The following is a 20,086-nucleotide window of genomic DNA, read 5'->3' on the forward strand; positions in this document are numbered from 1 at the left end:
GTGATGCGATGGATCGTTTGAATCCTGTTCACGCAGGTGTGCTGATGGTTATACACATATTCGACTGATTCACGCCAAGTGGAGCTGCTCAAGGGCGGACGCAGAGCGTTCAGAACGGCATGCCCACGCGGAGCATGGGCACGATGGTTTCTCCCGAACACCTATCGTTCCTCACGCTCCAGCGTGGGAATGCCCTTTGTGACGCTCTGCGTCACCGGTTCTCGCTTCACCAAGGGCTTGAGAGTGTCCAGAACGGCGTGCTCTGGGTACTCCACGCAAGTGCGTGCAGCCAGCATCAAAACAACTTCAGCGGTTCTTCATTCAGTGCAGCCATCTGCTCGCGCAGGGCCAGGATATGGTCGCCCCAGTAGCGCTCGGTACCGAACCACGGAAAGCTGTGCGGAAACGCCGGGTCATCCCAGCGCCGTGCCAGCCAGGCGCTGTAGTGCATCAGACGCAGGGCGCGCAGCGGTTCGATCAGGGCCAGTTCGCGAGGGTCGAAATCATGAAATTCGTTGTAGCCGTCCATCAGCTCCGACAGTTGACCCAGACGCTCCTGGCGGTCGCCGGCCAGCATCATCCAGATATCCTGAACGGCAGGGCCAAGGCGGCAATCGTCCAGATCGACGATGTGGAACATCTCGTCGCGGCACATCATGTTGCCGGGGTGGCAGTCGCCGTGCATGCGGATGTTGGTGTGCGGTGTGGCCGCGTAAACGTCTTCGACACGTTTGAGCAGGTCGCGGGCCACCGACTCGTAAGCCGGCAGCAGGCTGCGCGGGATGCAGTCGTTTTTCAGTAGAAAATTGACCGAATCATGGCCGAAGTTCTTCACGCCCAGGGCTTCACGGTGCTCGAACGGCTTGGTCGAGCCGACGGCATGCAGACGCCCCAGTAGCTGACCGAGGCGATACAGCTGATCAAGATTGCCCGGCTCCGGCGCTCGTCCACCGCGACGCGGGAACAGCGTGAAACGGAAACCGGCGTGCTCGAACAGGGTTGCGCCGTTGTGCACCATGGGCGCGACCACCGGCACTTCGACCTCGACCAGTTCAGCGGTGAAGCTGTGCTCTTCAAGGATGGCTTCGTTGCTCCAGCGCTGTGGGCGATAGAACTTGGCGATCAGCGGTTGGCCGTCTTCGATACCGACCTGGTACACGCGGTTTTCGTAGCTGTTCAGCGCCAGGATGCGGGCATCGCTGAGAAAGCCGATGCTTTCGACAGCATCCAGGACCAGATCGGGAGTAAGTGTTGCAAACGGGTGAGCCATGACTACTCCTGCGCGCAGCAGGTTGCCGCGTCGGACCGCTGATGGTAACGCAGACCGGTCCCGCTTCGCCAAACCCATCCCATTAAAGTGCTCAAGGGGTGGACTGTCACCAAACGGTCATCACCCAGTCGCGGTATAGCCATGTTTGCCGCTTAGAGTCGCCGTCAATGAGATCGATCTCAAGCGAGCGACAATGACTGATCTGAAAGAGGTAGCGCATCTGGCCGGGGTTTCCCGAGCCACGGCGGCACGTGCCTTCGCAAGCCCCGACGTGGTGCGCTCGGAGACCCGCGAGCGGGTATTCGCCGCTGCCCGCGCCTTGGGGTTTCGTCCCAACCGGCTGGGCCGCCAGTTGCGTCTGCAAACCACCAATCTGATTGGCGTGGTGGTGCCCAACCTGCTCAACCCGGTATTTGCCGAGCAGTTTCAGGCCATGGAGCGGGCGGCGCGGGCGCGGGGCTATAACCTGCTGCTGGCAACCACCGATTACGCCGCAGAACGTGAAAGCGCCGTGGTTGAGGAGCTGTTGCGTCAGCGGGTCGACGGGCTGGTGCTGACGGTGACCGACGCCGAGCACAACCGGGTGCTGCAAAGCCTGATCAATGAAGACACCCCGTTCGTGCTGGCCTATCACCAGACCGGTAATCCGGAGTACAGCGCGGTGTCTGTGGATAACCGTGCGGGCATGGCGCTGGCCACCCGCTACCTGATCGATGCAGGCCATCAGCGAGTCGCCATGGTCGCAGGCCCGGCGATGCAGTCCGACCGCGCCCGACTGCGTTATGAAGGCTATCGCGACGCCATGGCCGAGTGTGGCCTTGAGGTCCGACCGGTGATTGAAATGCCTGCTCATACCCGCGCTGATTTCGCTGCACTGGAACCGCTGTTACGTGGTCCGGACGCGCCCAGCGCGCTGGTCTGTTCCAATGATTTGCTGGCCATCAGCCTGATTGCCGAATTGCGCCGCAACGGCTGGGGCGTTCCCGAGCGCCTGTCGGTGATCGGCTTTGACGGCATCGCTCTCGGCACGCAGATGCACCCGACCTTGTGCAGCGTGGTTCAGCCCATCGCCGAGCTGGCGCACATCGTCATCGACCAATTACTGGCACGGATTGCTGGCGCAGTACCTGTTTCTCATTGTCTGCCGTGCCACATCCGGCCCGGCGAAAGCACCCAGCCCTACCAGGAGATGCTTCATGCTCAGCCTCAGTAAAACCCTCGCGGCACTGCTGTTATGCGGTGCGGCCAGCCTCGCCCAGGCCGCCGAAACCGCCATCTGCTACAACTGCCCGCCCGAATGGGCCGACTGGGGAACGCAGCTCAAGGCCATTGCCGACAGCACCGGTGTGCAGGTGCCGCTGGACAACAAGAACTCTGGCCAGGCGCTGGCGCAGATCGTTGCCGAGCAAGCCGCGCCGGTCGCTGACGTGGTCTATTACGGCGTGACGTTCGGCCTGCAGGCGCAGAAGGCCGGCGTGGTCGATACCTACAAGCCCAAGCACTGGGACGAGATTCCGGCAGGCCTGAAAGACCCCGAAGGGCACTGGTTCGCGATTCACTCCGGGACCCTCGGCATCATGGTCAACGTCGACGCACTGGGCGGTCTGCCGGTGCCGCAAAGCTGGGCGGATCTGCTCAAGCCCGAGTACAAGGGCATGGTCGGTTACCTCGACCCGTCCAGCGCGTTCGTCGGTTACGTGTCCGCCGTGGCGATCAACCAGGCCATGGGCGGCACGCTGGACAACTTCGGTCCGGCCATCGACTACTTCCAGAAACTGGCGAAGAACTCGCCCATCGTGCCTAAGCAAACGGCCTATGCACGCGTGCTGTCCGGCGAGCTGCCGATTCTGGTCGACTATGACTTCAATGCCTATCGCGCTCGCTACAAGGACAAGGCCAACGTCGCCTTCGTGATTCCGAAGGAAGGCACCATCGGCGTTCCGTACGTGATGAGCCTGGTGGCCAAGGCGCCGCATCGTGCCAACGCCGAGAAGGTGCTGGACTTCGTATTGTCCGACGAAGGGCAGGCGCTGTGGGCCAAGGCCTATCTGCGTCCAGTGCGCTCGAAAATGCCTGCCGAAGTGGCTGCACAGTTCCTGCCGGACAGCGATTACGCCCGCGCCGGTGTGGTGGACTACCAGCACATGGCTGCCGTGCAGGAAGCCTTCGCCGCCCGTTATCTGCGTGAGGTGAAGTAATGTCGGCCTCGCCGGAACAAGCGCTGGCTCTGCGCAAGGGCGGATTTTTCAGGCTGCGGTTGCGCCCGACCGCTGCGGTGGCGCTGGCTCCGGCGATGGCGGTATTGCTGGCCTTCTGGCTGCTGCCGCTGACCCACCTGATTGTGCTCGGTGCGCAAGGTTCTGATTGCAATGGCAGCGGCTACTGGCAGGTCCTGAGCAGTGCGCAGTATCTGGGCAGTCTGGTGCAAACCTGCCTGCTGGCGCTGGTGGTGACGCTTGCGGCGTTGCTGGTCGGCGGCATCAGCGGTGTGTTTCTGGCCCGCAACCACTTTTTCGGACGCTCTGCGCTGGTGGCCCTGCTGACCTTCCCGCTGGCGTTTCCCGGCGTGGTGGTCGGCTTTCTGGTGATTCTGCTCGCCGGTCGCCAGGGCATCTTCGCTGCGCTCGGGCTGCACCTGGCGGGCGAGCGCTGGGTGTTCGCCTACTCGCTGACCGGGCTGTTCATCGGCTATCTGTATTTCTCGATTCCGCGGGTGATTCTGACAGTCATGGCGGCCTGCGAAAGCCTGGACCGCAGCCTTGAAGAGGCGGCTCATTCGCTGGGTGCCGGTCATTGGCGCGTGGTGTGCGATGTGATCATTCCGGGACTGGCGCCCGCGCTGGTGTCCTGCGGCGCGATCTGCTTCGCCACGTCGATGGGCGCCTTCGGCACCGCCTTTACCCTGGGCACGCGTCTGAATGTCACGCCGGTAGCGATCTACAACGTGTTCACCAATTACGCCAACTTCACGGTGGCCGCCGCGCTGTCGGTAATCCTCGGTCTGGTGACGTGGGCAGTGCTGTTGCTGGCCCGTCGCATGGTCGGTAAATCGGGAGTTGTCCTGTGAAACGTTCACCGCTGTTCGTGGCGCAACTTGCGTTCACCCTGTTGGTCTGTGCGTTCATGCTGGTGCCGGTGGTGCTGTCGCTGCTTGCCGGCCTGACGCGCAATTATTTTCTGGGCCTGTCGAGCGGGCTGACCTTCGACTGGCTGGTACAGGTCTGGCAGGCCTATTCACCGACCGTCTGGCTGTCGTTACAACTGGCCGTGGCGTGCGCAATCTGCGTTTGCCTGGTGGGTGTGCCGGCAGCGTATGCACTGGTGCGCATGAACAACCGCTTCAGCCGGGCCTTCGAGGAGTTGATGGTCTTGCCCGTCGCCATGCCCGGTCTGGCCAGCGCCCTCGCGTTACTGCTGACCTACGGCCAGTTCGGCGGCTTTCGCAGCAGTTGGTTGTTCATTCTGGTCGGCCACGTGTTGTTCACACTGCCGTTCCTGGTGCGCCCGGTCATGGCGGTGATGCAGCGTCAGCAACTGCCGGTGCTCGAAGAGGCTGCCGCCAGTCTGGGCGCCGGGCCGATCAAGCGGTTCTTCAGCGTGGTGGTGCCTAACTGCCGGGCCGGGATTCTCGCTGGCGTGCTGATGGTCGTGACCCTGTCGCTGGGCGAATTCAACCTGACCTGGATGCTGCACACACCGATGACCAAAACCCTGCCGGTCGGTCTGGCCGACAGCTACGCCTCGGCCCGACTGGAAGTCGCCAGCGCCTACACCCTTCTTTTTCTGTTGCTGATTGTGCCGCTGCTGATTGCGTTGCAGGCCATCAGCGCGCGTCTTGCCCGTGGAGAGAGCCGATGAGCGGAACCACCATTCGCCTGAAAGGCTGCCGCAAGGCATTTGCCGATGGCACCGTTGCTGTAAAGGATCTGCACCTGACCATCGAGCCCGGCGAAACGCTGGCGATTCTCGGTCCGTCCGGTTGCGGCAAAACCACCACCTTGCGGCTGATTGCCGGGCTTGAACATCCGGATGTCGGCCAGGTGTTGTTCGATGATCAGGACGTTACACGCCTGCCCATCGAGCGGCGCGACGTGGGCATGGTGTTTCAGAACTACGCGTTGTTTCCCAACCTCGATGTGGCCGGGAATATCGTTTACGGCCTGAAGATTCGTGGTCTGTCGGCTGCCGAGCGCAACAAGCGTTGCGATGAGTTGCTGGAACTGGTCGGTTTGACCGGCCACGGCAATCGCCGCGTCAACGAGCTGTCTGGCGGGCAGCGCCAACGGGTTGCGCTGGCCCGGGCACTGGCGCCGCGTCCCCGGGTGCTGTTGCTCGACGAACCGCTCGCGGCACTGGATGCGCAGTTGCGCGAGCGCTTGCGCAGTGAGCTGGACCAGTTGCTGCGTGGGCTGGGCATCACCTCGGTGTTCGTCACCCACGATCAGGGCGAGGCAATGGCCCTGGGCGACCGGATTCTGGTCATGGAAAAAGGCTGCGTCTCGCAATTGGCGACACCGAGGGAAATCTATCAACAGCCTGCCAATGCGTTTGTCGCCGGGTTTGTCGGCAATCTGAACGCGTTCAGTGTGGTCGAGCGTACCGCGTCAGGCCTCAAGGTGAGCGGTGGCGAGTTGCCGTGGCAGGGTGCTGAGGTACCGGGCACGGTCTACTGCCGCCCCGAGCACCTGCGTTTGATGTCAGGAAGCGGCCATCTTCATGGGCGTCTGGTCGGGCAGTTTTTTCAGGGCGCGCAAAGTCGCTTGCTGGTCGATGTCGGTGGCCCGCAGCCGTTGCTGGTGGATAGCACCGACAACGTGATTTACGCCGCAAACGCAGTCATTGCCTTGAGTGTCGAGCCGCAAGTGCTGTTTACCCTGCATTCGTGAAATCGTTTTTCGTAGAGAGATTATTTTGAATCGTCCGTTTCTTATTGCTCAGATCAGTGACCTGCACCTCAAAGCCGACGGGCGCCTGACCTATGGCGTGGTCGACACCCTGGGTGCGTTGCGCCGCGCTGTCGCGCACATCAATGCCAGCAAGCAGCGCCCCGACATCGTGGTGATCAGCGGTGACTTGGTGGACTTCGGTCGTGAGGACGAATACGCCGTACTCAAGCCCGAACTGGAACGTCTGCAGATGCCGTTTTATCTGGTGCCCGGTAATCATGACGATCGACACAACCTGCTGGCGGCGTTTGCCGAGCAGGTGTACCTGCCGTTGTCGGCCAGCGGGCCTCTGGATTGGGTGGTGGAGAAATATCCGGTGCGCCTGATAGGCATGGACACGACCATTCCCGGCGAGCATGGCGGGCAACTGGATTACTGTCAGCTGGACTGGTTGCACGCGCAGCTGTCACGTCGTCCTTATGTGCCGACCGTGATCGTCATGCACCATCCGCCGTTCATTACCGGCATAGGGCACATGGACCGCGAACCCTTCGGCAACGCATCGGCGCTGGAGCGTGTGATCGCCCAGCATCCGCAAGTGGAGCGTTTGCTGTGCGGACATCTGCATCGACCGATGCAGCGACGTTTCGGAGGCAGCGTGGCGAGCATCTGCCCGGGCACCTCACACCAGATCGTGCTCGACCTCGACGAAGCCGCGCCAGCGCATTTCAACCTGGAGCCGGCAGGCTACGTGCTGCACCGCTGGCAGTCGGAACAGGGGTTTGTCAGTCATAACGCCGTGTTCGGCGACTATGAAGGTCCGTACCCTTTCTATGATGTGAACGGGCTGATTGATTAATCATCGCTCCCACGCTCTGCGTGGGAGCGCTGTTCCGGACGCTCTGCGTCCTCTTCCTGAAGTAACGCAGAGCGTCAAAAACTGCATGCCCACGCGTAGCATGGGCACGATCACCACCCCCACTATCAGGCGCCGATAACGCCGCCATCTTCACGGGTGATGACCATCACCGATGAACGCGGTTTGCCGTTGGGCAAATGCTCGGGGAAGGTAGAGCCGCCGTTTTCGCCGGGATGCTGGATACCGATGAACAGGGTTTTGTAGTCAGGCGCAAAGCTGATACCGGTGATCTCGCAACCGATCGGCCCGACCAGAAAGCGACGGATCTCGCCGCTGGCAGGGTCGGCACAGAGCATCTGGTTGTTGCCCATGCCAGCAAAGTCGCCCTTGTTGCTGGAATCACCATCGGTCTGAATCCACAGGCGACCTGCCTGGTCGAAGCTCAGGCCGTCCGGGCTGTTGAACATGTTCTGCGCGTTGATATTGCTCGACCCGGCTTGCGGGGTGCCGGCATGCACAGTCGGATTCCCTGCGACCACAAACAGATCCCATTCGAACTCCATCGCCGAAGGGTTACTGCCTTCTTCACGCCAGCGCAGGATCTGACCGTACTGATTCTTGGCACGAGGGTTCGGTCCGCCAACCGGCTGACCTTCATCGCCGCGCTTGATGTTGTTGGTCAGGGTGCAATACACCTGGCCATCCTTGGGGCTGACCACAATCCACTCCGGGCGGTCCATGCGCGTGGCCTTGACCACGCTGGCCGCCAGGCGCGCATGAATCAACACTTCGGCCTGATTATTGAAACCGGCAGCGGCATCCAGGCCGTTCTTGCCATGGGTCAGCTCGATCCACTGGCCTTTGCCTTTCGGATGATCGGGGTTGCTGTCGCCAGCGTCGAATTGCGCCACGTACAGCGTGCCGTGATCGAGCAGGTCGCGATTGGCTTTCGGGTTCTGGTGGTCGATCTTCTCGCGGCTGATGAACTTGTAGATGAATTCGCCACGTTCGTCGTCGCCCATGTACACCACGGCGCGACCGCCCTTGGTTTGGGTGAACGCCGCATTCTCATGCTTGAAGCGGCCGAGCGCGGTGCGCTTGACCGGCGTCGATTTGGGATCGAATGGATCGATCTCGACCACCCAGCCATGCCGGTTGATCTCGTTGGGGTTCTTCGCCACGTCGAAGCGCGGGTCGTGCGGGTGCCAGTTGATCTCCTTGCTGGCAGCGACAACGCCGTAGCGCTTCATGCCTGCATCGAACTTCTGCTCCGCATTGCTGCTGCCGAAGCAATCCGTGAAGTTCTCTTCGCACGTCAGGTACGTGCCCCACGGTGTTTGCCCGCTGGAGCAGTTCTGGAAGGTCCCGAGCGCATGCGTGCCGGTCTTGTCGGCCTCGGTCTTGAGCCAGTCGTGACCGGCTGCCGGGCCACTCAGGTTGATCGGCGTGTTGCCATGCACGCGACGGTTGTAAGGCGAGTCCTGAACAAACTGCCACTTGCCGTTTTTCTGTTGCACCTCGATGACCGACACGCCTTCGGCCGCCAGAGCCTTTTGCACTTCTTCAGCCGATTGCGGCTCCTTGCCGTGATCGAAGAGGTAGCGGTAGTTGGTGTACTCGTTGTTGATCGCCATCAACGCGCGATCTTTGTGACCTGGCATGGGGAACAGGCACATGCCGTCATTGTTGTCGCCGAACTGCACTTCCTGAGCCTTGGCGGTACCTTTGCCGCTCGGGTCGAACGCCGGGCCGCCTGCCTGCAACGGCTGGCCCCAACTGATCAGTACCGAAGAGGTGTAGCCTGCCGGCAGGCTGATGCTGTCGGCGGTGGCAGCAGGAATGCTCTGGAAGCCGAGCAAGGTGCCAGAGGCCGCACTGACGCTGTCCGCCAGGACAGTGCGGCTGAGCAGGTTGCCACCCAGGAACATCGCCGCGCCACACAGGGCACCCGCGCTGATGAAACCGCGGCGGGTGAGGCCGACCTTGTCTGCGCCGACCATGTTTTCCAGATCGGTGGTTTGATTTTCTTCTAATAGTTTCATCATCACGGCTCCCTCGAATATGGCAGCCACCTTAGTGCGCGCATATGACGAAATTGTGTCGTGGTGATGACTTGCCAGCGCCTAAAGCGGTATGCCAAGCAACACCAGTGAAGCTGCAAATCTTGCCTGCACCGTGGCGCCGGGTTTCAGCTGCTGTGCATGCAGGTGCTCAGGCGTCGCCAGGGCGCACAGCGTCTGGCCGCCGGGGAGTGTGATGCGTACTTCACTTGGACCATCTTCAGCCTCGGCCATGCTGTCGATTCGACCGATCAGGCAATTGTTTCCATTTGTTTCTTGGGTGTCGTCTGGGTGCAGTTGCAGCCAGCCGGCCTTGATCAGTGCAACCACTTCCGTGCCGTTCTCCAGCTCCAGACGCAGGGTGCTGTCATGGGTGACCTGTGCTTCGATAAACACCTCGTCAGCCAATTGCAGGCGAACCTGATCGTTGTGTCCCTGTCGGGTGATGCTGACGATTCGCCCCAGCAACTGGTTGCGTGCGCTGGTACGCAGGGTCAGGCGATTGAGCAGGTCCAGATCGCTGCTGTGTTCGGCTGCTTCCAGCACCTGGGCCTGCAATGCCTGGACGCGCTGATAGAGACGCAGCACTCGCTCGCCCTCGACCGACAACTTCGCGCCGCCACCGCCGCGCCCTCCGACACTGCGCTCTACCAGCGGTTTTTGCGCCAGATTGTTCAACTCGTCGATGGCGTCCCAGGCCGCCTTGTAGCTCAGCCCTGCGCTTTTCGCCGCACGGGTGATCGAGCCCTGTTCGGCAATATGCTGCAACAGCGCAATGCGTTGCGGGCGGCGGACCATGTGTTGCGTCAGCAAGGTGGGTAGGGACATGGAAATCCGGGCGGTCGAGTAGGAGAGGGCAGTATGATCGCTCTTGTGCGCGGCGTCGAAAACCGGACGCGGAGCGTGGTCCGCATGCCTTTCGTGACGCTCTGCGTCACAATTCTGCGCCGCACCGCACGCTCAAGATCTGACGCGGAGCGTGGGAGCGATGAGAGTCTTGAGGTTCATGAACATAGAACCAGATCAATCGCCCGGTTTGGGCGTCCGCGCCAGGCAATACACGTCCACTCTTCGCGCGCCGGCCTTGTTCAGCAATCGTGCAATCACCTCTGCCGTCGAACCGGTTGTCACAACATCGTCGATCAGCGCCAGATGCCTGCCTTGTACCCAATCGGGATCAACCAGGGTGAAGGCGCCGCGCAGGTTGCGTTTGCGGGCTTTGGCGTCCAGGCCCTGTTGTGCGGTTGTCTCCCGGCTGCGCAACACATGCTCTTCGTCGACCGGCAGTTGCAGCTGTTTACCCAGCCAGCCGGCCAGCATCGCCGCTTGATTGTAGCCGCGCTGGCGCAAGCGCTTGTTGGCCAGCGGTACTGGAATGAGGCAGTCGGGACGCGGCAGGTCTTCCTCGAAACGGTGCTGCAGATACTGTGCACACAGTTCCGCCAGCAGCCGTCCCATGGGCCATTTGCCGTTGTGTTTGAAGCGGGTGATCAAGCCGTCGACCGGGAAATCGTACAGCCAGGGCGCGATGACCTGAGTAAAGCCAGGCGGCCGCTTGCAACATTGTGCGCAGCTCATGCCTGAACGAGGTAACGGCAGCGCACAGCACACGCAGGCGTTGCCCAGCCACGGCAGCTCTGCTTCGCACGGCACGCAGATGGGCGCGGGCACCTCACTGCGTTCATCGCATAACAAACAGGATTGTTTGTTTTTTAACCAGATGTAAACCTCGTGAGTATGGTTGGGTTGACAGTGCATGACTCTTCCTTAAATATGCCCGACATCCGTGTAGCGCCTGGGGTCTTTCCCGCCCTCGCGCATTGCCCAGAAACACCAAGGAGCCGCCCGATGAGCGCCAGCACCACCGCCACTTTGCGTCACGACTGGACTTTAGCCGAGGTCAGGGCGCTGTTCGTACAGCCATTCAATGACCTGCTGTTTCAGGCGCAAACGGTGCACCGCGCTCATTTCGACGCCAACCGCGTGCAAGTCTCCACGCTGCTGTCGATCAAGACCGGTGCCTGCCCGGAAGACTGCAAGTACTGTCCGCAGTCCGGCCACTACAACACCGGTCTTGAGAAAGAAAAGCTGCTGGAAGTGCAGAAGGTTCTTGAAGAAGCCGCGCGTGCCAAGGCCATTGGTTCGACCCGCTTCTGCATGGGCGCGGCGTGGAAGCACCCCTCCGCCAAGGACATGCCTTACGTGCTGGAGATGGTCAAAGGCGTGAAAGCCATGGGCATGGAAACCTGCATGACCCTGGGCCGCCTCGATCAGGAACAGACCGAAGCGCTGGCCACCGCCGGCCTGGATTACTACAACCACAACCTCGATACCTCGCCGGAGTTCTACGGCAGCATCATCACCACCCGTACCTACGCCGAACGCCTGCAAACCCTGGCCTACGTGCGTGATGCGGGAATGAAGATCTGCTCCGGTGGCATTCTGGGCATGGGCGAGTCCCTGGATGACCGCGCCGGGCTGCTGATTCAACTGGCCAACCTGCCAGAGCATCCGGAGTCGGTGCCGATCAACATGCTGGTCAAGGTCGCCGGTACGCCGCTGGAAAACGCCGAAGATGTCGACCCGTTCGATTTCATTCGCATGCTCGCCGTGGCACGGATTCTCATGCCGCAATCCCATGTGCGTCTGTCCGCCGGTCGTGAAGCGATGAACGAGCAAATGCAGGCACTGGCGTTCTTCGCCGGGGCCAACTCGATTTTCTACGGCGACAAGCTGCTGACTACCGCCAATCCGCAGGCCGACAAGGACATGCTGCTGTTCTCGCGTCTGGGCATCAAACCCGAAGCGGGCGAAGGGCATGCCGACGAAGTGCACCAGGCCGCCATCGAACAGGCGCTGGTCGAGCAGCAAAGCAGCTCGATGTTCTACGACGCCGCCTCTGCCTGATCCGTTGAATGGGCCGGACTGTTCCGGCCCTTTTTGAATTGTCATCCTCCGGACCGGGGCCTGCATGTCTTTTGATCTCCGCACGCGCCTCGATGCCCGTCGCGCCGCACACCTCTATCGCCAGCGCCCGCTGCTGCAAAGTCCGCAGGGGCCGCAGGTCATCGTCGACGGCCAGCCATTGCTGGCGTTCTGCAGCAACGATTACATGGGGCTGGCCAATCATCCCGAGGTGATCGCTGCCTGGCAGGCGGGCGCCGAGCGCTGGGGTGTGGGCGGCGGTGCTTCGCATCTGGTGATCGGCCACAGCGCGCCGCACCACGAACTGGAAGAAGCGCTGGCCGAACTGACCGGTCGTCCGCGCGCGCTGTTGTTTTCCAATGGCTACATGGCCAACCTCGGCGCGGTGACCGCGTTGGTCGGGCAGGGCGATACGGTGCTGGAAGACCGCCTCAACCATGCCTCGCTGCTGGATGCCGGTCTGCTCAGCGGTGCACGATTCTCGCGTTATCTGCACAACGATGTGAGCAGCCTGGAAGCCCGCCTGGAAAAATCCGTGGGCGATACCCTGGTGGTGACCGATGGGGTGTTCAGCATGGATGGCGATATCGCTGATCTGCCAGCGCTGGCCCGGGCGGCGAGGGCCAAAGGGGCCTGGCTGATGGTGGACGACGCCCATGGCTTCGGCCCCTTGGGCGCCAACGGTGCCGGTATCGTTGAACATTTCGGCCTGAGCATGGAAGACGTGCCCGTGCTGGTCGGCACCCTGGGCAAGTCGTTCGGCACTTCCGGAGCGTTCGTGGCAGGCAGTGAAGAACTGATCGAAACCCTGATCCAGTTTGCCCGGCCCTACATTTACACGACCAGCCAGCCGCCCGCGCTGGCCTGCGCCACCTTGAAAAGCCTGCAGCTGTTGCGCACCGAGCATTGGCGTCGCGAGCATCTGACGCGTCTGATCGAGCAGTTTCGTCGTGGTGCCGAGCAGATCGGGCTGCAACTGATGGACAGCTTTACCCCGATCCAGCCGATCATGATCGGTGATGCCGGCCGGGCGTTGCGCCTCTCGCAGTTGCTCCGCGAGCGTGGCCTGCTGGTCACCGCCATTCGCCCGCCCACCGTGCCTGCGGGCAGTGCGCGGCTTCGTGTGACATTGTCTGCCGCGCACAGCGAAGCCGACGTGCAGCTATTATTGAACACTCTGGAGCAGTGCTACCCGCTGCTGGATGCCCACCAATCCTCGGAGCCTGTTCATGCGTGATCGTCTGATTCTGTTGCCAGGCTGGGGCCTTGGCGTTTCGCCGCTGGAGCCGCTTGCCGCTGCGTTGCGCGGGCTGGATGAGCACCTGCGGGTTGAGATCGAGCCGTTGCCGGATATCGACAGTTGCGATTTGCCAGACTGGCTCGACGAACTGGACACCAACCTGCCAGACGATGCCTGGCTGGGCGGCTGGTCATTGGGTGGCATGCTCGCGGCTGAACTGGCGGCGCGGCGCGGCGATCGTTGCTGCGGGTTGCTGACGTTGGCCAGTAATGCCTGTTTCGTCACCCAAGGGGCCTGGCCGAATGCGATGCCCACGCAGGATTTCGAGGCGTTTCTGGCTGGCTGTGCTGATGATCCAGACCAGACCCTCAAGCGTTTCAGCCTGTTATGTACACAAGGCGCAGAAGACCCGCGCGGTCTGGCGCGGTTGCTCAAGGCCGGCGCACCGCACCTGTCGAAAACGGCGTTGATCGACGGCCTGAAAATACTCCGGCAACTCGACACCCGCAGCGCACTACAAACCTATCGTGGCCCGCAACTGCACCTGTTCGCCGGGCTGGATGCCTTCGTGCCCGCCGAGGCAGCAGGTGATCTGCTGGCCTTGTTGCCTGATGTCGAAGTGGGTCTGATCGAGCAGGCCAGTCATGCATTCCTTGTGGAAAATCCTCACGGGGTGGCGGCCGCGATCCACGCCTTTCTGCACGAGCTGGACGATGACTGATCTTTCGACCCCCAAACCACCTTCTGTTCTGCCTGACAAACGACAGGTGGCCGCATCCTTTTCCCGCGCGGCAGGCAGTTATGACAGCGTTGCCGAGCTGCAGCGCAGTGTCGGTAATGAGCTGCTCGCGCGTCTGCCTGCGCAATGCAATCCGTCCCGCTGGCTTGATCTTGGCAGCGGCACTGGCTACTTCAGCCGTGCACTGGCGCAGGCGTTCGGTCGCAGCGAAGGCATTGCACTGGATATCGCCGAAGGCATGTTGCGTCATGCCCGACCCCTGGGTGGCGCACAGCACTTTATTGCGGGTGATGCCGAACACTTGCCGCTGCATGACCAGAGTTGCGGGCTGATTTTTTCCAGCCTCGCGGTGCAGTGGTGCGCCGATTTCGCTGCGGTGCTCAGTGAAGCTCACCGCGTATTGCAGCCAGGCGGCGTATTCGCCTTTGCCAGCCTGTGTGTCGGCACCCTGTACGAACTGCGCGACAGTTGGCAGGCCGTGGACGGGCAGGTGCATGTGAACCGTTTTCGTCACGAGGATGACTACCGCAAGCTGTGTGCGGCCAGCGGCCTGCGAGTGCGCAGCCTCGACGTTCGTCCGCAGGTCCTGCATTACCCGGATGTGCGCAGCCTGACGCACGAGTTGAAGGCGCTCGGTGCGCACAATCTCAACCCCGGGCGGCCCAATGGTCTGACCGGGCGCGAGCGGATCATGGGCATGGTTCAGGCCTATGAAGGCTTCCGCCAGGACGCCGGACTGCCCGCCACCTATCAAGTGCTGTACGCGGTTCTTGAAAAAAACTGACGGATTGACAGGAAAGAGTGCTGAAATGACTGCCGCCTACTTCATCACCGGGACCGATACCGACGCTGGCAAGACCACGGTGGCTGCCGGTTTGCTGCATGCAGCCCGGTCGTCCGGCCTGAGCACGGCAGCCGGCAAGCCTGCTGCATCCGGTTGTTTTGTCACGCCACAGGGGCTACGCAACCCGGATGCCCTGGCGTTGCTGGCCGAGTGTTCTGTCGAGCTGGATTACGCTGAGGTCAATCCGCAGGCCTTCGAACCGGCCATTGCTCCGCACCTGGCAGCACGCGAAGCCGGCGTCGCGTTGACGGTCGACTCGGTGCTGCAACCCATGCGGCATATCCTCGCCAAACAGGCCGATTTCACCCTGATCGAAGGGGCAGGCGGCTGGCGCGTACCATTGTCCGGGCAGAGCACGCTGTCCGATCTGGCCATTGCCCTGGATCTACCGGTGATTCTGGTGGTAGGCGTGCGTCTGGGCTGTATCAATCATGCGGTGCTGACTGCTGAAGCGATCGCCCGTGACGGTTTACGTTTGACCGGCTGGGTGGCCAACATCGTCGATGCAGACACCTCGAGGCTTGAAGAAAATCTCGCCACGCTGGTCGAGCGTCTGCCTGCACCTTGTCTGGGGCGGGTGCCGCGCTTGAACGAGCCAAGCGCCGAAAATGTGGCGCAGTATCTTGATTTGAAGTTGTTGAGCTGACAGCGCCGCTATGTCGCTGACAGACAAGACAGTTTTGGATTTTCAAGACTCAGGCTATCGTGCGGCCTAGTGCCATTAGTCTATTTGTCGAGTATTTCCGGGCAAATGCTGGTTCAATGGCACGTGTTCGTTTTTTGAACTGAGGATCGGCTTATGCAAATCACCATGAACAACACCCTCTACCCGGGCCTTAGCGCAATGCAGGTCGGGCAAGGTCGTGTGGATCAGGCGGCCACCCAGATCGCCAGCTCCAATATCGAAGTGTCGGGCAGAAGCCAGTCTTCTGACTTCCAGCTCGAGAACCTGCGCTCGGTTGATCGCAGCCAGCGTTCCGATCTGCCGTCCAATATCGTCGAGCTCGAAGCCGGCAAGGGCCAGTTCGAGGCCGGACTGGCTGCGCAAAAAGCCAGCGACGAGATGCTTGGCACGCTGATCGACACCTACGCCTGATTTCGCTGCAACTCCCGCCGTGCCATCAGCGCACGGCGTTGTCCCCCCCCCTGAATTTCTCCGCATCATTGTCCTTTATCACGCCTGCACCTGATTCCGCCCTCCACTAGACTTTTGCTTACGCTTCTTTCGCCCCCCGTACGACGTGCGTCTGCGTGGTTTATGCATGGGCCGTGGACGAATGGTGCGTGCTTCGCTATTGACAAGGTTTGGGCGTAAACGTATGTTTCAAACACCTGTTTGACCGCGAGGCATACGAGATTGTCTGGCGCTTGAGGGTATCTCCCCAGCGACCGCCCGGTCATTCGTTCCAGGATTCATCAGCAGAGGTTATCGCTATGCCTGACTACAAGGCCCCCTTGCGTGATATTCGTTTTGTTCGTGATGAACTGCTCGGCTATGAAGCGCACTATCAGAGTCTGCCAGCCTGTCATGACGCCACTCCGGACATGGTCGATGCCATTCTGGAAGAGGGCGCCAAGTTCTGTGAGCAGGTGCTGGCACCGCTGAACCGTGTGGGCGATACCGAGGGCTGCACCTGGAGCGAGTCCGGCGTGAAGACTCCGACCGGCTTCAAACAGGCTTATAAGCAGTTCGTCGAAGGTGGCTGGCCGAGTCTGGCGCATGACGTTGCGCATGGCGGTCAGGGCCTGCCCGAGTCGCTGGGCCTGGCGGTCAGCGAAATGGTTGGCGAGGCGAACTGGTCGTGGGGCATGTACCCGGGCCTGTCGCATGGCGCAATGAATACGATCTCCGAGCACGGTACGCCCGAGCAGCAGGACGCGTATCTGACCAAGCTGGTGTCCGGCGAATGGACCGGCACCATGTGCCTGACCGAGTCGCATTGCGGCACCGACCTGGGCATGCTGCGCACCAGGGCAGAGCCTCAGGCTGACGGGACCTACAAGGTCACCGGCACCAAGATCTTCATTTCCGCCGGCGAACACGACATGGCCGATAACATCGTCCACATCGTGCTGGCCCGCCTGCCCGACGCACCGGCTGGCACCAAAGGCATTTCGCTGTTCATCGTGCCCAAGTTCCTTTCGGCTGCCGATGGCAGCATCGGAGAGCGCAACGCAGTGAACTGTGGCTCCATCGAGCACAAGATGGGTATCCACGGCAACGCCACCTGTGTGATGAACTTCGACGGCGCTACCGGCTACCTGATCGGCCCGGCGAACAAGGGCCTGAACTGCATGTTCACGTTCATGAACACCGCGCGCCTGGGCACTGCACTGCAAGGTCTGGCGCACGCCGAAGTCGCCTTCCAGGGTGGTCTGCAATACGCCCGTGATCGTCTGCAAATGCGTTCGCTGACCGGTCCCAAGGCGCCGGAAAAAGCTGCAGACCCGATCATCGTTCACCCTGATGTGCGTCGCATGCTGCTGACCATGAAGGCATTCGCCGAAGGCACGCGTGCCATGGTGTACTTCACGGCCAAACAGGTCGATATCGTCAAGTACAGCGAAGACCCGGAACAAAAGAAAGCCGCTGACGCATTGCTGGCGTTCATGACCCCGATCGCCAAGGCGTTCATGACGGAAGTGGGCTTCGAAGCTGCCAACCACGGCGTGCAGATTTACGGCGGCCACGGCTTCATTGCCGAGTGGGGCATGGAGCAGAACGTTCGCGACAGCCGGATTTCGATGCTGTACGAAGGCACCACCGGCATCCAGGCGCTCGACCTGTTGGGCCGCAAAGTGCTGATGACCCAGGGCGAAGCGCTCAAGGGCTTCACCAAGATCGTTCACAAGTTCTGCCAGAGCAATGAAGGCAACGAAGCCGTGCAGGAATTTGTAACGCCACTGGCTGCGCTGAACAAGGAGTGGGGCGACCTGACCCTGAAAGTAGGCATGGCGGCGATGAAGGATCGCGAAGAAGTGGGTGCTGCATCGGTGGACTACGTCATGTTCTCCGGCTATGCCTGCCTGGCGTACTTCTGGGCCGACATGGCGCGTTTGGCGGCCGAGAAGCTGGCGGCCGGTGCTTCGGACGAGGCGTTCTATCGCGCCAAGATCCAGACCGCGCGCTTCTACTTCCAGCGCATTCTGCCGCGCACGCGCACCCACGTGGCGGCCATTCTGTCGGGCGCTGCCAACCTGATGGACATGAAAGAAGAAGACTTCGGCCTGGCTTACTAAGCCTCGCTGCTGTCATGAAAGCCGCCTGATCGCTGATCAGGCGGTTTTTTTATGGCTTCGTTTTAGCGCATTGCTGTACTCGACCCCCTGACCCGAACTGAAAAGGAACTCAGGCCCCGTGCATAGCCACGAGAAGTGTTCTCCAGAACACCTCTCGTTCCTCACGCTCCGCGTCATACAGCGGTTCTGCGCTGGCAGTGATGTTTGCTTCTGGCTTGAGTCACCTTTTCGCTCCTCGGCGACCCCCGGATCAGCGTCAGGACTCCGTCGTCACTAACGTCGCACTCTGCGTCGTCAGTGCCATCGCGATAAAAAAGCGCTTTTTATGTGCAGTGATGACAGGCAAAGCATGACGTTGCGCTGCAGCACGACGCGGAGCTTCACCCAATGCATGCCGACGCGGCGCATGAGCAATCACGCAATAAACATTTCCCGCCTCCTGCCGTTAAAGAAAGTAGCGTGTTTATTGATCCTGCCAATGCATTGTTCGCTGGCGGAGGGCACAATGCCATCAGGTCGGCCAGTCATTTAGATGCCGGGTAGGAGATAACCCTTTTGTTGCGTCCATCAGCTGCACGATTGAGTCATTTTCTGCCGTCACTGGGCTTGCTGGTGGCGGGGCTCGCGGCTGCGTATGTAAAAGACCTGAACGTCTTCTTCACTTCGCTGTTCAACGTGCTTCCGACCCTGGTTCTGCTGCTGGGCGGTGCGTACTGCTGTGTTTACCGACGTCAGCGCGAGCTGTTTCTGATGCTCACGGTGTATATCGCCTACTACCTGCTCGATACTCAGACCGATTACTACCGTGACAACGGCAAGGTTCGTGAGGACGCGGCGGTGATCTTTCATCTGGTCTGTCTGCTGCTGCCGGTGCTGTTCGGGTTGTATGCGGCATGGGAAGAGCGCACGCACCTGTTCCAGGACATGGTCGCGCGGCTTGCGGTGCTGGTGGCGTTAGGCGGCGTTGCGGTGGGGCTTGAGCAAAGTTATCCGGTCGAGCTGCAAATCTGGCTGGCCGACATCCGCTGGCCTGCCCTGCATGGCGCATGGATGAGCCTGATTCAGTTGTCGTACGCGATGTTTCTGGTGTCATTCGGGGTGCTGATCTGGCAATACCTGGAAAAGCCGCGACCGCTGCATGCGGCACAGATTGTCGGCCTGCTGGGTTTGTTCTGGGCATTGCCCAAGACTTTCATCCTGCCGTTCACGCTGAACATACTCTGCAGCCAGGTGATGCTGATGATTGCCGCTGCGGTCGCTCACGAGGCTTATCAGATGGCCTTCCGCGACGAGCTCACCGGGTTGCCTGGGCGTCGGGCGCTCAATGAGCGCATGCAGCGTCTGGGTCGCAATTATGTGCTGGCGATGAGCGACGTGGATCACTTCAAGAAATTCAACGACACCCATGGTCACGATGTGGGGGATCAGGTGCTGCGTCTGGTGGCCAGCAAGCTGTCGAAAATCACCAATGGTGGCGGCAAGGCCTATCGCTATGGTGGTGAAGAGTTCGCCATTGTGTTCGCCGCCAAGAGCATCGATGAGTGCATGCCGCACCTGGAAGCCATCCGCGAGACCATCGCCAATTACGAGATTCAGCTGCGCAACAAGGACAATCGTCCTCAGGACGATCAGCAAGGCCGGCAGCGTCGCAGCGGCGCGCAGGCTGGCAGCGTGTCGGTGACGGTGAGTATCGGCGTTGCCGAACGCCAGCCGGAGCATCGGACGCCCGAGGAAGTGCTCAAGAGCGCCGACCAGGCGCTGTATGCAGCCAAAGGCGCCGGGCGCAATTGTGTGGTGGCGTACGGGCAGTTGAACCGGCGCGGCGCTGTCCGCACAACTGAAGCGGCAACCTGAGTAAACCCTGATACTTCCCATGACCTGTTATGACTATTCAGTCATGACACGACCCTATGTCTCTGAAATGTTGTTCGGTTAGACTCGTGAAACTCGACTGCTGATCTGCGTCGCTGGATGCATCGATCGGCTTCCCAAAGCATTTCGATCCGTGTTCACGAGGTTTGCC

At 61.1% G+C, this 20,086-nt stretch carries 18 protein-coding genes; 14 read left to right on the plus strand and 4 right to left on the minus strand.

Annotated features, from left to right (window positions below):
* Positions 1 to 295: 295 nt before the first annotated feature.
* Positions 296 to 1,270, minus strand: a complete 975-nt coding sequence (locus JOE33_RS16215; protein WP_010428370.1) for a serine/threonine protein kinase — start codon at positions 1,268 to 1,270, stop codon at positions 296 to 298.
* Between the two features lie 193 nt (positions 1,271 to 1,463).
* On the opposite strand from JOE33_RS16215, the gene JOE33_RS16220 reads away from it, so the two are divergent.
* From JOE33_RS16220 to JOE33_RS16245, 6 genes are read left to right on the plus strand one after another with little or no spacing between them, the layout of a single operon-like run.
* The gene (locus tag JOE33_RS16220) at positions 1,464 to 2,483 is read left to right on the plus strand and encodes a substrate-binding domain-containing protein (RefSeq protein ID WP_010428371.1); all 1,020 of its coding nucleotides are present in this window, start codon (positions 1,464 to 1,466) and stop codon (positions 2,481 to 2,483) included.
* Positions 2,467 to 3,468, plus strand: coding sequence for an extracellular solute-binding protein (locus JOE33_RS16225; RefSeq protein ID WP_003411850.1), 1,002 nt, complete (start codon positions 2,467 to 2,469; stop codon positions 3,466 to 3,468). Before JOE33_RS16220 ends, JOE33_RS16225 begins: the two co-directional genes overlap by 17 nt.
* Complete coding sequence (locus tag JOE33_RS16230) at positions 3,468 to 4,337, plus strand: ABC transporter permease (RefSeq protein WP_010428373.1); 870 nt, start codon at positions 3,468 to 3,470, stop codon at positions 4,335 to 4,337. Before JOE33_RS16225 ends, JOE33_RS16230 begins: the two co-directional genes overlap by 1 nt.
* The gene (locus tag JOE33_RS16235; protein WP_003316181.1) at positions 4,334 to 5,128 is read left to right on the plus strand and encodes an ABC transporter permease subunit; all 795 of its coding nucleotides are present in this window, start codon (positions 4,334 to 4,336) and stop codon (positions 5,126 to 5,128) included. Before JOE33_RS16230 ends, JOE33_RS16235 begins: the two co-directional genes overlap by 4 nt.
* Positions 5,125 to 6,156, plus strand: coding sequence for an ABC transporter ATP-binding protein (locus JOE33_RS16240; protein WP_187625327.1), 1,032 nt, complete (start codon positions 5,125 to 5,127; stop codon positions 6,154 to 6,156). Before JOE33_RS16235 ends, JOE33_RS16240 begins: the two co-directional genes overlap by 4 nt.
* 25 nt (positions 6,157 to 6,181) lie before the next feature.
* A complete protein-coding gene (locus JOE33_RS16245; protein WP_003411846.1) occupies positions 6,182 to 7,015 on the plus strand; it encodes a phosphodiesterase in 834 nt (277 codons plus the stop codon).
* Between the two features lie 125 nt (positions 7,016 to 7,140).
* Here JOE33_RS16245 and JOE33_RS16250 read toward each other — a convergent pair whose 3' ends face one another.
* The 3 genes from JOE33_RS16250 to JOE33_RS16260 all read right to left on the minus strand — a co-directional run bounded on the left by JOE33_RS16250 (position 7,141) and on the right by JOE33_RS16260 (position 10,833).
* Entirely contained in the window at positions 7,141 to 9,057 is a 1,917-nt protein-coding gene (locus JOE33_RS16250; RefSeq protein WP_187625331.1) for a PhoX family phosphatase, read from the minus strand.
* An 81-nt stretch (positions 9,058 to 9,138) separates the two neighbouring features.
* Positions 9,139 to 9,903, minus strand: coding sequence for a TOBE domain-containing protein (locus JOE33_RS16255; RefSeq protein ID WP_010428380.1), 765 nt, complete (start codon positions 9,901 to 9,903; stop codon positions 9,139 to 9,141).
* Positions 9,904 to 10,098: 195 nt separating this feature from the next.
* On the minus strand, positions 10,099 to 10,833 hold the full coding sequence (locus tag JOE33_RS16260; RefSeq protein ID WP_032611816.1) for a ComF family protein: 735 nt from the start codon (positions 10,831 to 10,833) through the stop codon (positions 10,099 to 10,101).
* A 90-nt stretch (positions 10,834 to 10,923) separates the two neighbouring features.
* Between JOE33_RS16260 and bioB the strand changes: the two genes are divergently transcribed.
* The 8 genes from bioB to JOE33_RS16300 all read left to right on the plus strand — a co-directional run bounded on the left by bioB (position 10,924) and on the right by JOE33_RS16300 (position 19,917).
* Complete coding sequence (bioB, locus tag JOE33_RS16265; RefSeq protein ID WP_010428384.1) at positions 10,924 to 11,982, plus strand: biotin synthase BioB; 1,059 nt, start codon at positions 10,924 to 10,926, stop codon at positions 11,980 to 11,982.
* A gap of 64 nt (positions 11,983 to 12,046) precedes the next feature.
* On the plus strand, positions 12,047 to 13,237 hold the full coding sequence (gene bioF / locus JOE33_RS16270; RefSeq protein ID WP_187625328.1) for an 8-amino-7-oxononanoate synthase: 1,191 nt from the start codon (positions 12,047 to 12,049) through the stop codon (positions 13,235 to 13,237).
* On the plus strand, positions 13,230 to 13,961 hold the full coding sequence (locus JOE33_RS16275; protein WP_187625329.1) for an alpha/beta fold hydrolase: 732 nt from the start codon (positions 13,230 to 13,232) through the stop codon (positions 13,959 to 13,961). Before bioF ends, JOE33_RS16275 begins: the two co-directional genes overlap by 8 nt.
* The gene (gene bioC, locus JOE33_RS16280) at positions 13,954 to 14,763 is read left to right on the plus strand and encodes a malonyl-ACP O-methyltransferase BioC (RefSeq protein WP_187625330.1); all 810 of its coding nucleotides are present in this window, start codon (positions 13,954 to 13,956) and stop codon (positions 14,761 to 14,763) included. Before JOE33_RS16275 ends, bioC begins: the two co-directional genes overlap by 8 nt.
* Before the next feature lie 25 nt (positions 14,764 to 14,788).
* Positions 14,789 to 15,469 (plus strand): dethiobiotin synthase, encoded by a 681-nt coding sequence (gene bioD, locus JOE33_RS16285; RefSeq protein ID WP_122528882.1) that lies wholly within the window; start codon positions 14,789 to 14,791, stop codon positions 15,467 to 15,469.
* Between the two features lie 153 nt (positions 15,470 to 15,622).
* Positions 15,623 to 15,919: a hypothetical protein gene (locus JOE33_RS16290; RefSeq protein WP_010428390.1), complete on the plus strand. Its 297-nt coding sequence runs from the start codon at positions 15,623 to 15,625 to the stop codon at positions 15,917 to 15,919.
* A 338-nt stretch (positions 15,920 to 16,257) separates the two neighbouring features.
* Positions 16,258 to 18,063 carry a phenylacyl-CoA dehydrogenase gene (locus JOE33_RS16295; RefSeq protein WP_032611808.1) on the plus strand — a complete coding sequence of 602 codons (1,806 nt, stop codon included), beginning with the start codon at positions 16,258 to 16,260 and terminating at the stop codon, positions 18,061 to 18,063.
* Between the two features lie 555 nt (positions 18,064 to 18,618).
* The gene (locus tag JOE33_RS16300; RefSeq protein WP_032611806.1) at positions 18,619 to 19,917 is read left to right on the plus strand and encodes a GGDEF domain-containing protein; all 1,299 of its coding nucleotides are present in this window, start codon (positions 18,619 to 18,621) and stop codon (positions 19,915 to 19,917) included.
* The last annotated feature ends 169 nt before the right edge of the window (positions 19,918 to 20,086 follow it).

Origin of the sequence: Pseudomonas sp. PvP027 (genome assembly GCF_017833005.1) — a bacterium.
Taxonomy (GTDB): Bacteria; Pseudomonadota; Gammaproteobacteria; order Pseudomonadales; family Pseudomonadaceae; genus Aquipseudomonas; species Aquipseudomonas congelans.